The 13,426-nt window shown below is 57.9% G+C and carries 14 protein-coding genes; 9 read left to right on the forward strand and 5 right to left on the reverse strand.

Features of this window, described 5'->3' with window-relative positions:
• Positions 1-301: 301 nt before the first annotated feature.
• The 3 genes from GS611_RS05275 (at position 302) to GS611_RS05285 (ending at position 3,962) form a co-directional block, all read left to right on the forward strand.
• Complete coding sequence (locus GS611_RS05275) at positions 302-1,738, forward strand: DegQ family serine endoprotease (protein ID WP_171632958.1); 1,437 nt, start codon at positions 302-304, stop codon at positions 1,736-1,738.
• A gap of 180 nt (positions 1,739-1,918) precedes the next feature.
• Complete coding sequence (locus tag GS611_RS05280) at positions 1,919-2,599, forward strand: response regulator transcription factor (RefSeq protein WP_152457754.1); 681 nt, start codon at positions 1,919-1,921, stop codon at positions 2,597-2,599.
• A 49-nt stretch (positions 2,600-2,648) separates the two neighbouring features.
• A complete protein-coding gene (locus GS611_RS05285) occupies positions 2,649-3,962 on the forward strand; it encodes an ATP-binding protein (RefSeq protein ID WP_253284951.1) in 1,314 nt (437 codons plus the stop codon).
• On the opposite strand, the gene GS611_RS05290 is transcribed toward GS611_RS05285, so the two are convergent.
• Genes GS611_RS05290 through GS611_RS05300 form a run of 3 tightly spaced genes read right to left on the reverse strand, consistent with a single transcriptional unit; the run spans position 3,959 to position 6,702 of the window.
• Positions 3,959-4,426: a CYTH domain-containing protein gene (locus tag GS611_RS05290; RefSeq protein WP_171632963.1), complete on the reverse strand. Its 468-nt coding sequence runs from the start codon at positions 4,424-4,426 to the stop codon at positions 3,959-3,961. The two genes, GS611_RS05285 and GS611_RS05290, sit on opposite strands and share 4 nt — an antisense overlap.
• Positions 4,423-5,178, reverse strand: a complete 756-nt coding sequence (locus GS611_RS05295; protein WP_171632965.1) for a ParA family protein — start codon at positions 5,176-5,178, stop codon at positions 4,423-4,425. Before GS611_RS05295 ends, GS611_RS05290 begins: the two co-directional genes overlap by 4 nt.
• Before the next feature lie 3 nt (positions 5,179-5,181).
• The gene (locus tag GS611_RS05300) at positions 5,182-6,702 is read right to left on the reverse strand and encodes a CHAD domain-containing protein (RefSeq protein WP_171632968.1); all 1,521 of its coding nucleotides are present in this window, start codon (positions 6,700-6,702) and stop codon (positions 5,182-5,184) included.
• 304 nt (positions 6,703-7,006) lie between these two features.
• Here GS611_RS05300 and GS611_RS05305 point away from each other — a divergent pair, with 304 nt between their 5' ends.
• Positions 7,007-7,354 (forward strand): TfoX/Sxy family protein, encoded by a 348-nt coding sequence (locus tag GS611_RS05305; protein ID WP_171632970.1) that lies wholly within the window; start codon positions 7,007-7,009, stop codon positions 7,352-7,354.
• 53 nt (positions 7,355-7,407) lie between these two features.
• Here GS611_RS05305 and ndk read toward each other — a convergent pair whose 3' ends face one another.
• Both ndk and GS611_RS05315 read right to left on the reverse strand, forming a co-directional pair.
• A complete protein-coding gene (gene ndk / locus GS611_RS05310) occupies positions 7,408-7,830 on the reverse strand; it encodes a nucleoside-diphosphate kinase (RefSeq protein WP_068334875.1) in 423 nt (140 codons plus the stop codon).
• A 114-nt stretch (positions 7,831-7,944) separates the two neighbouring features.
• Positions 7,945-9,147 carry a multidrug effflux MFS transporter gene (locus GS611_RS05315; protein WP_171633846.1) on the reverse strand — a complete coding sequence of 401 codons (1,203 nt, stop codon included), beginning with the start codon at positions 9,145-9,147 and terminating at the stop codon, positions 7,945-7,947.
• Between the two features lie 106 nt (positions 9,148-9,253).
• Here GS611_RS05315 and GS611_RS05320 point away from each other — a divergent pair, with 106 nt between their 5' ends.
• Genes GS611_RS05320 through GS611_RS05340 form a run of 5 tightly spaced genes read left to right on the forward strand, consistent with a single transcriptional unit; the run spans position 9,254 to position 13,402 of the window.
• Positions 9,254-11,104 (forward strand): ABC-F family ATP-binding cassette domain-containing protein, encoded by a 1,851-nt coding sequence (locus GS611_RS05320; protein ID WP_171632973.1) that lies wholly within the window; start codon positions 9,254-9,256, stop codon positions 11,102-11,104.
• Positions 11,101-11,493: an ACT domain-containing protein gene (locus tag GS611_RS05325; RefSeq protein WP_171632976.1), complete on the forward strand. Its 393-nt coding sequence runs from the start codon at positions 11,101-11,103 to the stop codon at positions 11,491-11,493. The genes GS611_RS05320 and GS611_RS05325 overlap by 4 nt, the downstream gene beginning before the upstream one ends.
• Positions 11,490-12,110 carry a MarC family protein gene (locus tag GS611_RS05330; RefSeq protein WP_171632979.1) on the forward strand — a complete coding sequence of 207 codons (621 nt, stop codon included), beginning with the start codon at positions 11,490-11,492 and terminating at the stop codon, positions 12,108-12,110. The genes GS611_RS05325 and GS611_RS05330 overlap by 4 nt, the downstream gene beginning before the upstream one ends.
• Positions 12,111-12,151: 41 nt before the next feature.
• Positions 12,152-12,733: a TIGR02281 family clan AA aspartic protease gene (locus tag GS611_RS05335; RefSeq protein WP_171632981.1), complete on the forward strand. Its 582-nt coding sequence runs from the start codon at positions 12,152-12,154 to the stop codon at positions 12,731-12,733.
• Between the two features lie 48 nt (positions 12,734-12,781).
• Positions 12,782-13,402, forward strand: a complete 621-nt coding sequence (locus tag GS611_RS05340) for an ImuA family protein (RefSeq protein WP_152457744.1) — start codon at positions 12,782-12,784, stop codon at positions 13,400-13,402.
• Positions 13,403-13,426: the final 24 nt, after the last annotated feature.

Consider the following 13,426-nt stretch of genomic DNA (forward strand, 5'->3'; position numbering starts at 1 on the left):
CCCACAACCATTGGAAGAGCAGTTCTTTTCCCCATCATTTGGAAGGATGATTGTCAACAAAACAAAACAAATTCAATGTTTTTGAAAGTTTGACGCAATTTTTAGCAACAATCCTCCGATTCGCTGCGGTCTTGGTCGGTGAATTTCCGCGAATCCCGATTGAAGTCGACCGCAAGCCAACACCGACTTTGTGGCAAAATTAAGATTTATTAATTGATCAGTCAGGAAACGCCAATTCTGAGCATGCATCTGTTGTCTCAACGCGCAGCCGCAACTGCGCGACGATAATCAGGAGACACAAATGAGCATCCGCAAATCCTCGCTTTTACTTCCCCGCACTTCCAACTGGGTCGGTGTCAGTGCGCTCGGCGCGGCCCTACTGGCAACGACGGCTATCCCTTCCATGGCGGACGAGGCATTGGCTGACCTGGTTGAGACCGTTTCACCGTCGGTCGTAACCATCATCGCTGAACAAGACGCAGTGCCGACCCCAGCCCAGGGGCAGAACTTTGACTTCGAAGGACACCCGTTTGGTGAATTCTTCAAACGCTTCGGCGGCCCCGAAGGGTTCAACATGCCGCAACGCGGCCCGTCTCAGGGCCTGGGTTCGGGATTTGTTCTGGACGAAGCCGGATACATTGTTACCAATCACCATGTCGTCGACAATGCCTCGACCGTGACCGTAAGGCTCAGCGATGACCGTACCTTCGACGCCGAAGTGGTCGGAACGGACCCGCTGACGGATATCGCGGTTCTGAAAATCGACGCGGGAACTGACCTGCAAGCCGTAGAGCTTGGCGACAGTGATGAAATCCGCGTAGGTGAAGACGTGGTCGCCATCGGCAACCCCTTCGGCCTCAGCTCGACCGTGACCACGGGCATCGTTTCGGCAAAAGGCCGCAACATCTCGGAAGGCCCTTATGCCGAGTTCATCCAGACGGATGCAGCGATCAACAAGGGCAACTCGGGCGGCCCCCTGTTCAACATGGATGGCGAAGTGGTCGGTGTGAACTCGGCCATCTATTCGCCCAGCGGTGGTTCGGTGGGGCTTGGATTTGCCGTCACGTCCAACATCGTTGAACACATCGCGGCCGATCTGCGGGATGACGGACAGGTGAGCCGCGGTTGGCTGGGCGTGTCGATCCAGAACGTAAGCCCACAACTTGCGGCAGCGTTGGGAATCGACGCTTCCTCGGGCGCGCTGGTGTCTGACGTGGTTGCGGGCAGCCCGGCAGACGGCGCCCTGAAGCAGGGAGACGTTATCCTGACCTTCAACGACGATGCCGTGGAATCCAGCGGTGACCTGCCCATCCTTGTGGGCACGACCAAGGTCGGCACCGACAGCACTCTGACCGTTTTGCGTGACGGCAGGATGGAAACGGTGACCTTGACGGTTGGCCAGCATCAGGCCGCATCGGCCGAGGCCGACAAGCCGGTCGAGGCGGAAATTGCGGGAACAACACTGGGTGTGACCGTGGCCCCCCTGACCGAAGCGGTTCGGGCAGAAACCGGTGTTGCTGAAACCGTCCAGGGCGTCGTCGTCACCGACCTGAAGCCCGACAGCCCAGCGGCAAAGGCCGGCCTGCAACGCGGCGATGTGATCGTCAAGCTCGGCAATCAGGACACTGTCTCTCCGGACGCGCTGAAATCTGCGCTGGACAGTGAGAAAACCGATCCTGCCCTGGTGCTGATCAACCGTGGCGGCAGCCAGATTTTTGTCGCGGTCGAACTGGCCTGACCTTGAACATGCGCGCGCCGCTTGATGGGGATTTTCGGCGCACGCCTCACCCGGCGGATCAGAGTTGTCCACTATCCGCCGGGCTTGCCGGGTGCCGGCCCAGCACCCGGCAAGAACTTCTTCTAACCATATGCTTTAGTTAAAATTTGTGTTTAAATATCAAAAGAAAGGATCCCGACCATGAGCCGCCGTCTGTTGATCGTCGAAGATGATGCTGACACCAGGGACTTCATCGCCAAAGGTTTTGGCGAAGAGGGGTATGTGGTCGAAACCGCCGCTGACGGTCGTGAGGGGTTGTACCATGCCACGGACGGTGGGTTTGACGCCATTGTTCTTGACAGGATGCTGCCCGGTCTGGATGGGCTGTCGCTGATCAAGTCAATGCGGGCCGCCGGTTTGAAAACCCCGGTTTTGATGCTGACGGCGATGAGCGCTGTGGACGAAAGGGTCAAAGGGCTGCGCTCGGGCGCTGACGACTACCTGGTCAAGCCTTTTTCGTTTCAGGAGTTGCACGCCAGAATCGAAGCCCTTTTGCGTCGCCCTCAGGAATCCGAAGAGACGCCGACATTGACTTGCAAAGACCTTCAGATGGACTTGTTGACTCGCAAAGTCACACGCGATGGGCACGAGATCACTCTGACACCGCGTGAGTTTCAGATTCTCGAATTTTTCCTGCGCCGCAAAAACCGTGTGGTGTCGCGCACCATGTTGCTTGAAGGGGTTTGGGATTATCATTTTGACCCGAACACCAACGTCGTGGACGTGCATATTTCGAAGTTGCGACGCCAGTTGGACGAAGGCGGTGACGCGCCGTTGATTGAAACCGTCCGCGGAGCGGGTTACATGATGTCCGATGGATAACCTTAGGCTTTCCCTAAACAATTCCCGCACAAGGCTGGTTGCAACCAGCATGTTTCTGAGCACGATTCTGACGGCGTCTGTGCTCGCCATCGTCTATGTGACCGCCAACCGAAGCATCGAGGCCGAAACCCGCTCGGTCGTGTCAGCCGAGTTGACGGGGCTTGCGGATGAATACGAAAGGCGTGGGCTGATAGGTTTGATCACTGCAATTGAGCGCCGTTTGCCAAGTGCCGCCGAGCGGGATGCGCTTTACCTTTTGACAGACAGGTTGGGGGTCAAACTTGTCGGCAATCTCAAGACCTGGCCGGTGAACATTGCTGCCGGAAGCGGTTGGGTGGACTTGGAATTGCGCCGGGCCGACAACGATCAGCTTGTGCCCGTTTCAGCCGCATCCATCCGCCTGCCGGGCGGCGAGCGCCTGCTGGTCGGGCGGGATGCAGCGTCGCGCCAGCAATTCGACAGGGTACTGTTTCGCTCGGTTGCACTGGCGCTTGGGATAGCTTTGGTTTTGAGTGTCATCACCGGCTGGTTGTTCACACGCTTGGTGTTTTCACGCCTTTCGGATATCGCCAGCACGGCCGAGAATATCGTTTCAGGCGACCTGTCAAAACGGATGCCGCTGCGCGGAACCGGGGACGAATTCGATCAGGTTTCAGGCACATTGAACAACATGCTTGACCGGATCGAGGAGTTGATAAGCAACCTTCGGACCACATCCAATTCAATTGCTCATGATCTCCGCTCACCTTTGTCTCGTCTGCGGCAAAGGGTCGAGGCCCTCTCTGAACCCGACAAAAGCGACTTGGATCGCGAGATCGACATTGCGCGGGCGACCGGTGAGATCGATCACGTCCTGCGGGTTCTGGGGCAGCTCACTGAAATCTCTCGGGCCGAGGCCGGCCTGGGGCGCGAGCAATTCGAAACCATCGATTTGCAGCAACTTGTTGGTGATGTTGTCGAGCTTTATGACCCGGTGGCCGCCGATCAAGGCGTGCAGCTTGAAGTCAAAGGTTCCGCCCCTGCCATTCAGGGGCACCGGCCCCTTCTGTCGCAAGCTCTTTCCAATCTGTTGGAAAACGCAATGCGTTACGCGCCGGAACATACTGCAATCACGATTTCGATCGGTACTCGCGACGGTTTCACCCAACTGAGCGTCAGGGATCGTGGCCCCGGCGTACCGCCTAAAGAACTGGATCGCCTTCAGCTTCCCTTCGTGACACTTGACCCCGCGCGGACGGAACGGAATGCGGGTTTGGGCCTGGCTCTGGTGGCCGCAATCTCACATATGCACGGCGGAAAATTTGCCGCCCGGAACTGCGACCCCGGGCTGGAAACCACGATCAATCTGGCACAACTGCGTTAATCCGGAACACCGTATATCGCCATGGTCTTGTTCTTGTATCGCGTGTCGGCGGTGACATCCGCACCGAACCAATCCGGTGGCACGTATGCTTTGGCCTGCTCCTCTGAAGTGAATTCTACCTCGACCAAGCGTAGCGGCACCAGATCACCTGAAAAGACGTCCAGCTCGAACAGCAAGCCATCCGGCAAATGGCCGGTGTAGCGCTCTTTTTCCACCCTGCGCCCTTCTGTTTCCGGCCAGAAGGTTTCGAACTGATCCGCAGTTATCTCAGCCTCTCGCTCTAACCGGACCAGGCCACCAACCCCTTTCAAGGTCAAAAAATACGCATCGTTCTTTTGCCTCAGCCGCAGCTCGGTGGAATCGTCGGGGGCCGTCAGATAACCCTGTCTTACGACGGCCTTTTTCGCTTTGCTCAGGTCCGGCAGGCTTGAAACCAGAAACTTGCGCTCGATTTCCTTGCTCATTGGTTCGAAATCACTCCGTTTTCCAGCTCTTCAAACAGCGCCCAGTAAGACGCACAGGCCGCACTGCGCCCGGCATAAGTACAGACCGGGGCACGATTCTGACCCATCTTTTCAATATCCGCAGCGAAAGGAACCACCGTCCGCAAAAAGCGTTTCGGATACAGCTTGCGCATCGCCTTCATGGTTTCCTGATGCAAAACCTTCCGGTGTTGCACCATCGAAAAAAAGGCGCGCAGCTTTTTCTTGCGCAGCTTGTGTTGTTCAAAAAAGCTTACCAACTGATCGAAACTCCGCTCGGACAGGGTTGTCGGCATGACCGGCACAACGATTTCATCGGCAGCTTTGAAGACATTTTCAGACAAAGTCGAAAAGTTGGGCGGGCAATCCAGAACGATCACGTCATAGTCGCTGCCCGCGGCCATCAAAGCTTTTTTCAGCCGCGAGCGTTTGTTTCGCATCCGCGACAGGAACACGTCGAAGTCGCGGAAGGTCAGGTTCGCCGGCAGAACGTCCAGCCCTTCGAAATCGCTGGCCCGGATCGCCTTGATAAACCGCTCCACATCCTCGAAAAACCGCGCATCCTTCAGCTTTTTTGATGGCTTCACCCGAAAGTAGAACCCTGAAGCGCCCTGGGGGTCGAGATCGCACAACAGCACCTGTTGCCCCGCCTGCGCATAGGAATAAGCCAGATTCACCGAAGTAGCGGTTTTGCCGACACCGCCCTTGTTGCTGTAACAGGCAATGATCTTCATTCCTCACTCCTTTTTTCGGTGAAACAAGTTCCGAAACAGGCGCCGGGTATCTGGCCCGTCAAACTTCTGAAAGCTGGCAATCACACGGCTCCGCTCGGCCTTTTGGCGCTGATCCAGAACGGCAATCAATCCCCCCACGGCCAGGCCCATCCGCGCATCCACACGGCCCCGCGTGTCGCTGTGCTGCGCGACAAAAGCCGTCAAGGACTTTTGCTGAACAGCACAGTCGTTGAACACGCCCAGATTGTCCTGTAGCTTTTTCAACGGTTTGATGATTGTCTTGAAGCTCTTTTCATCGAACAGAGGCCCAAAAATCTCCATCAGATAGCGCAGTTTCTTGCAATCGATACGAAGGTCATGCACGGTTTCGTCCCGAGTTTCGTCAGTGACACCGCGTGCGATTTTGCAGACCGTGCGATACCGTTTCCAGATCAATGCGCACGCGTATTCATGTGCTGCCCGTTTCGCGTTTGATCCGGGCGTCAGGCTGTCTGTTCCGTTGAACATCGCCGTCAGATCGGACATACGGGCGTTGTATTCGTCACTGCGCAACCGGCGGGACAAGCGTGACAGTTCCTTGGCACGCTCTTTCTCGAAAAGGTCGAACATCTCTTGAAGGCCCGCGTGAAGACTGGGCGGTACAAGACTGAAGTATTTATCTTTTTCCAGAAGATAGACATCCAGATCACGCATACGCCCGGTGGCGGCCATGAGATCGGAAAAGACACGTTTCAATTGCACTGTCTGCGTGTCTGAAAAAACGCCTTTGAACAGGCTGATCACGGAGCGGACCTTTCGCAATGACACCCGGTAATCATGCAGAAACTCTGTGTCGATATCGGCTATCACCCCATATTCGTTTTGCCGGGCAACTTCCAGATATGTTTGAATAATATCTGCCGCGACCTGAATAGACGGCTCAGCTTCCCCCAACTTGATCTCTGGCTTGGCCCGATAGGCGGCCATGCCAGGGAAAAGTCCGGCACAAAGCGCTTCGACACCCGGCCCGCCCCCGGACAAGGCGGAAATCGCGGTGTTCACCTTTTGAAATTCTTTCTCATACCCCCGCAGCCGCTGAAGCTGAACGATTGCTGCCTGACCCGTCTGCGAAGACAGGCACCAAACCGTTCCCCTGACCAGCGTTTTGTCAAGCTCATCCAATACGGCGAGGGATTTCACCTGAATCTCCCCGGCTCCGATCTGCATCAGCGCACGCAGTTTGGGGAAACCCTTCAAAGCCGCTTTCACGGGGCCCTGCGGTAGCTCTTGAACAAACCGCCCCTGCCCCTTGCAGCGTTGAGACAGCGGCGCACGGCCATTTCGGAAAAGCCACAATGTTTCTGCGACCTCAAGCAGAACACGACCTGAATTCCGCAACGATTGATCGTGGCAATCCAAAAGCACGAAAGACCTCGATTCCGTCGGTGGACCGATCCTGATCGCAAACCCGGGAATGAGCTTTTCAACAAGCGACTGGTCAATGGAACGGGACAGAATGCACTGAATACCTGAAGGTTCCGTCATGATCCACCAATCCGGGGCGTTTTCAGGTATTCATTGACGCTGGTCTCAACGATCTTCGGCACGTTGGTTCCTTCTTCGACGGTTCTGATCCTTCATCACGTTCAGCCTATTCGACTGTTACCTTGGTCAGCAGACTGTCTGGCCCTGGACCGACCCGCTTTTGTGTCTTTCGGCTTTTGAAACCCGGACCGCCGAGGCAGCATGACCTCATGAGAGCGGAAACACCACAAGACAGCAAGACATTATGTTTCGACAATGCGCAAACATGGGTGACAGACCCCGGAGGTGCAATTAAGACAGGCTCATGAGCGATCCGGTTTCTTCGATCCGCAACCTTGGCCCGGCTTTCGAGCAGGCCTGCGCGCGCGCCGGCATCCACTCGGCTGAAGAACTGCGACAGCTGGGACCGGATGAAGCCTATGCCCGGCTTTTGCGGGCTGGCACCAAAGCACATTTCATCGGCTACTATGTTTTGGTGATGGGGCTTCAGGGACGCCCTTGGAATGATTGCAAGGGTGAAGAGAAGAAGAAGCTGCGACAGCGTTTCGACGCGATCAAGGCCGGCAACAGCGCCGCGCCGGAAAACCAGATGGTTGCCGATCTGGATGCCATCGGGGTCCGCGTTGCAACCAAAGATCTAAAGCAGGTCTGAATAAAAAAGGCCGCTCCTGGCGGAGCGGCCCGATCCTTCGGCAAAAAACCGGCTTAGCCGACCAGTTCGATGCCCGAGAAGAAATATGCGATCTCAACAGCCGCGGTTTCCGGAGCGTCGGAACCGTGAACCGAATTTTCGCCAACCGATTCAGCGAACTCGGCGCGGATGGTGCCCGGTGCTGCGTCCGCCGGGTTGGTTGCACCCATAACTTCACGGTTCTTCGCAATGGCACCTTCGCCTTCCAGAACCTGAACAACGACCGGAGCCGAAGACATGAATTCGCACAGTTCGTCATAGAACGGGCGCTCGGCGTGCACTTCGTAGAACTTGCCGGCTTGTTCCTTGGTCATGTGGATGCGCTTCTGCGCAACGATACGCAGCCCGGCTTCTTCGAACTTGGCGTTGATCTTTCCAGTCAGATTGCGGCGCGTTGCGTCGGGTTTGATGATCGAGAATGTACGTTCCAGTGCCATGTCGGCCTCTCCTTACAATGTGGCGCGGGTCCGCGCCGAAATCCATCGCGCGCCGCGTATCACGGTCTTTCGCTCATGAAAAGTGTTATGATGGTTTGCCTGCCGCTTTGGCGCTCAGAATGTATCCGGCAAAGGGTCTGTCCGGTCCAGACGCCGAACGTAAAGCACTGCAAGCAGACCTGCAAAACTGCTGGCCCACATCATGCCCAGAACCAGAAACGGCCCGTTTTCAGGGCTGACAAACGCACCCGTCATCGAGGTCAAGATCGCGCCAAGCCCGACCACCATCGCCCCGGACAACCCTGCCGCGCTGCCTGCCAGTTTGGGTCGCACGGACATGACCCCTGCCGAAGCGTTTGCATTGGTCAGTCCATTGCCGAACCCAACGCAGATGGCCGAACCGAAGAATACCCAGACTGACCCCAGCCCGGCGATGAACAGAAGCAATCCGCAGAATGGCCCGGTCGAAGCCACAACGCGGCCGATCAGGATCATTGTGGTCAGACGTGTCCGTGCCGCGATCCGACCAGTAACGAAGTTACCGACCATGAACCCGCCTGTTATGATACCAATCCCAAGGCCCAACATGGCAGGGCTCAGATCAAACCACGCGGCGGCGATTAATGGCGCACCGGTGATGAAGCTGTAGAACCCACCAATCGAAAACGAAGCGCATAAGGCATAACCCCAGAATCGACGGGCGCGAAAAAGATCCGGATACTCGCGCATTTGGGCTGTAAAGGTTGAAGAGCGGTTTGTATTGGTCTCGCCCATGTCGAACCAAAGCAAAACCAGCAGCCCTGCCCCCAGCACAGTGTAAAGAACAAACCCCGAGCGCCAGCCAAAAAGCATGTCGAGTGTCCCACCCAGCATCGGGCCAAGCATTGGCGCCAAAGCCATGGCCATCGCCACATACCCCAGTTTGCTTGCAGCCTCGTTCGGCGGATACTGATCTCTGATCGATGCGCTGGAAAGAACCGACCCAGCCACCACCGCGGCCTGCAAAAGACGAAAGCCCAGAAAGGTCCAAATGGCCTCGGCCAGAGAGCATCCGATTGAGGCGATGACGAAGATGGTGATGCACATCAAAAGTATCGGTCTGCGTCCGTAACGATCGGAAAGCGGACCCATGATCAGTTGCAACACGGCTGAGACCGCCAGATACCCGGCAACCGACAGGTTAACCAAGCCATAATCCACACCGAAATCCGTACTCATGTGGGCCAAAGACGGCAGGAACATGTTCAATGATAAAACCGACAGTGCCGTGGCAAAGATCAGAGTGACCAAGTGCGGAGGTGTCCGGGCCGCGCGCATGTAAAAACCGTTCTGAATAGCAAACGACACAGCGCTATCACATTGCTGAAAGCTTGAACATGCCGAGCCGCTGGCGGCGGCAACACAGCTCTGCTAAGAGCGCCCCATGTTACGGATCGAAGACATCACTTATGCCGTTGAAGGTCGCCCGTTGTTTGACGGCGCAACCGCGACAATTCCCGATGGTCACAAGGTTGGCCTTGTCGGTCGGAACGGAACCGGAAAGACCACGCTGTTCCGCCTGATCCGGGGCGAGTTGGCTTTGGAATCGGGAAATATCTCGGTCCCGAAACGCGCTCGGATCGGTGGCGTGGCGCAAGAGGTGCCCTCCTCCGACGTCTCGCTGATCAATACAGTTCTGGCCGCCGATACCGAACGCAGTGCGTTGATGGCCGAGGCCGAAAGCGCCGAAGACCCGATACGCATCGCTGAGATTCAGACACGTCTGGCCGATATCGACGCCTGGTCCGCCGAGGCCCGCGCAGCTTCGATCCTCAAGGGGTTGGGCTTTGACGACGAAGACCAGCAGCGCCCCTGTTCAGATTTCTCGGGCGGGTGGCGGATGCGCGTTGCGCTGGCGGCGGTGCTGTTTTCTCAGCCCGATCTGCTGCTGCTGGACGAACCGACCAACTATCTGGACCTCGAAGGCGCGCTTTGGCTGGAAAGCTACCTGGCCAAATATCCGCACACTGTGATCATCATCAGCCACGACCGCGGCCTTCTGAACCGCGCCGTGGGGTCGATCCTGCATCTGGAAGACCGCAAGCTGACCTATTACTCGGTGCCCTACGACAAGTTCGCGGAACGCCGTGCGGAACGGCTGGCACAGGCGGAATCGGAAAACGCCAAGGCCAAGGCCCGCATCGCACATCTGCAAAGCTTTGTGGATCGGTTCCGTTATAAGGCGTCGAAGGCCGTTCAGGCCCAGTCGCGCCTGAAGATGATCGAACGCATCCAACTGGTCTCGACCCCGCAAGAGGCCGCCCTGCGCGCCTTCAGCTTTCCGGAACCCGAGGAACTGTCGCCGCCGATCATCCAGATCGAAGGCGGCGTCACCGGCTATGGCGAAACCGAAGTGCTGCGCCGCCTGAACCTGCGTATCGATCAGGATGACCGTATCGCGCTGTTGGGCAAGAACGGACAGGGCAAGTCGACCTTGTCCAAGCTGCTGTCGGACCGGCTGCCCCTCATGGCGGGCAAGATGACCCGCAGCAACAAGCTGCGCATCGGGTATTTCGCACAGCATCAGGTGGATGAGCTTTACGTGGACGAAACGCCGCTGGACCACCTGCGCCGTCTGCGCCCTGACGAAGCGCCGGGCAAGTGGCGCTCGCGTCTGGCCGGGTTCGGGTTGAATGCGGATCAGGCGGAAACCGAGGTCGGGCGCCTGTCGGGCGGACAGAAAGCGCGGCTTTCACTGCTGCTCGCCACGATCGACGCGCCCCATATGCTGATCCTTGATGAGCCGACCAACCACCTTGACATCGAAAGCCGCGAGGCGCTGGTCGAGGCGCTGACGGCCTATTCCGGCGCGGTGGTTCTGGTCAGTCACGACATGCACCTGCTGAGCCTTGTCGCGGATCGTCTCTGGCTGGTTTCGGACGGTGCCGTCAAACCTTTCGACGGCGACCTTGAAGCCTATCGGTCCCTGCTGCTGGCGCGCGACAGACCTGTCAGGGAAAAGCCCCGCGCGGTCAAATCGAAACGCCCCCCACGCGAGACGATACTGGCCTTGCGTGCGGATCTGCGCAAATGCGAGGACCGAATCGAAAAGCTGACGGAAATGCACGACAGGCTTTCGACCAAACTGGCCGATCCGGCGCTGTACGAGGACGAAAGGATCAACGATCTGGAAACCTGGAACCGCAAGTTCACCGAAGTCACCGAGGCCATGCAAAAAGCCGAGGCATTGTGGGTCGCGGCCGCCGAACGGCTTGAACAGGCAGAAACCGCATGAGCACGCCCATCACGGACACCGACGCCATGATCGCAGGTATGCAGCCCGACTTGCAGCCCGGTGAATTTGCCTTTGTCGTCTGGCCTGACAACAAACCCTGGCCTGACGGAACACGTGCAAGCTGCGTCGAGGCGGAGGGGTTGTCCCTGATCGTCCCGATTGACAGCGCGCCACAAGACACGGTCGCCATGCACTGCATCACATTGCAGGTTCATTCCTCTCTGGAGGGCGTGGGCCTTACCACTGCCGTATCTGGTGCTTTGGCGCGGCAGGGAATACCTGCAAACATGGTCGCGGGATATCACCACGACCACATCTATGTCCCCGCAGCGCAGTCGCAAGACGCCTTGCGGGTCCTACAAGACCTGCAACGGAGCAGCAAACAGTGATAGACAGCGCATTCCTGATTACTGCGTTCACGACGCTATTCGTGGTGCTCGACCCGCCTGCGCAAACACCGATCTTTGTGGCACTGACCCAGGGCATGGATTGGAACACGCGCCGCTCGATCGCAATCCGCGCGTGTCTGACGGCGGGCGTCATTCTGGCCATGTTTGCCGCCTTTGGCGAAGCCCTGCTGGGGTTTGTCGGTATCTCGATGGAGGCATTCCGGGTCGCAGGTGGCGTCCTGCTGTTCCTGACAGCGCTCGACATGCTGTTTGAACGCCGAACAAAACGGCGTGAAACCAGCGCCGAGGAAGAAGAGCACCCGGATCCATCGGTCTTTCCGCTGGGCATCCCGCTGATTGCAGGCCCCGGATCGATTGCAACGATGATCCTGCTTGCGGGTCAGCAGCCCGGTATACAGGGGTTGGCCATCGTCATCGGTGTGATGCTGGTCGTGCTGGCGATGGTGTTCGTGATGTATCTGACATCCGGCGCTGTGGCCCGTATTCTGGGCAAGACCGGGCTGAACGTACTGACCCGCCTGCTGGGCATGTTGCTGGCAGCTTTGTCGGTTCAGTTCATCTTGGATGGCCTCAAGGCCTTTGGATTTGCGTCCTGAATTCCCATGTATCACTCAGATAGTCTTGTTGGGATAACGGTATGGATGGCGACAGCATTGCACGTTTGGCGTATCTGAGCTTGCTCGGCGCAGCGGTGGTGGCCTGGTTCATCTCTCAGAACCGGCAATCGCTGAACAAGACCCTGCAACAGATGATGGCCTGGGTGTTCATCTTTATTGGCGTGATAGCCGTCATCGGCTTGTGGGAAGACATACGGTCTTCGGTTGGCCCTGCCCCGCAGATGACCGTCACCGGCAACGCGATCGAGGTGCCTCGTGCCTATGATGGTCACTATTACCTTCCGGTTTTGGTGAATGGTGAGCCGATCAACTTTCTTGTCGACACCGGCGCCAGCCAGATCGTTCTCAGTGCCCGGGACGCAGAACGTGTAGGCATCGATCCCGATCAACTGAACTATTTCGGCCGCGCCCTGACCGCCAACGGCGAGGTGCGCACGGCGCCGGTGCGGCTTGACACCCTGACCGCAGGGCCCATTACCGACCAGAACGTATCGGCCTGGGTCAATGAGGGCGAGCTGGACAAGTCGCTTCTGGGGATGGAATATCTGCATCGTTTCTCGAGCGTCCAATTTGCAAATGGTAAGTTGATCTTGTCTCGTTGACGGCCCGGGCAGCTTGAGAACAAAAATAGAACATGCTAGTGTTCCGGCATGTCCACTCAGCTTCTTGGCCACAAAACTGCGCGTCAGGCACCGGGGGTAAAGCTCCATCCGCAGATCACCCTGGAACTGGGCCGCGTGCACGAGGCATGCGGCCCCGCCCGGCGCAGCTTTGCCATGTGGCTGGCCAGTCAGACGCAGGGGCCGGTCTTGTGGATTTCCCCCGCCTGGGAACCCGGCCAGCTGAACCCCGATGGGATGATGGCCTTTGCCGATCCGGCCCGGTTCATATTTGTTCATCCCACCCGTGCCGAAGATCTGCTGTGGTGCCTGGAGGAGGCGCTGCGCAGCGGGGCCATTCCGCTGATAATCGGCGACCTGCCCGGCGCACCGGGGCTCACGCCGATACGCCGGATGCATCTGGCTGCCGAACAGGGGGGTGCGATGGGGCGGGCTCCGCTTGGTTTGCTGCTGACACCCGGAGATGGCGGCGCGCAAGGGGTTGAAACGCGCTGGCACATGGCGGCCACCCATCGGGATGAGGCTCGGATCTGGGCTCTGACACGCCGCCGCGCCCGTGCCCTGCCCCCGGTCACATGGCAGGCCACCATGACCGCCGCTCGTGCCGGGTTGCATCTGGAACGGATCGAAACCGAAGACACACCGGCATAAAGCCACACGGATCACGCAAGAAGT

Origin of the sequence: Ruegeria sp. HKCCD6119 (genome assembly GCF_013110585.1) — a bacterium.
Lineage (GTDB): Bacteria > Pseudomonadota > Alphaproteobacteria > Rhodobacterales > Rhodobacteraceae > Ruegeria.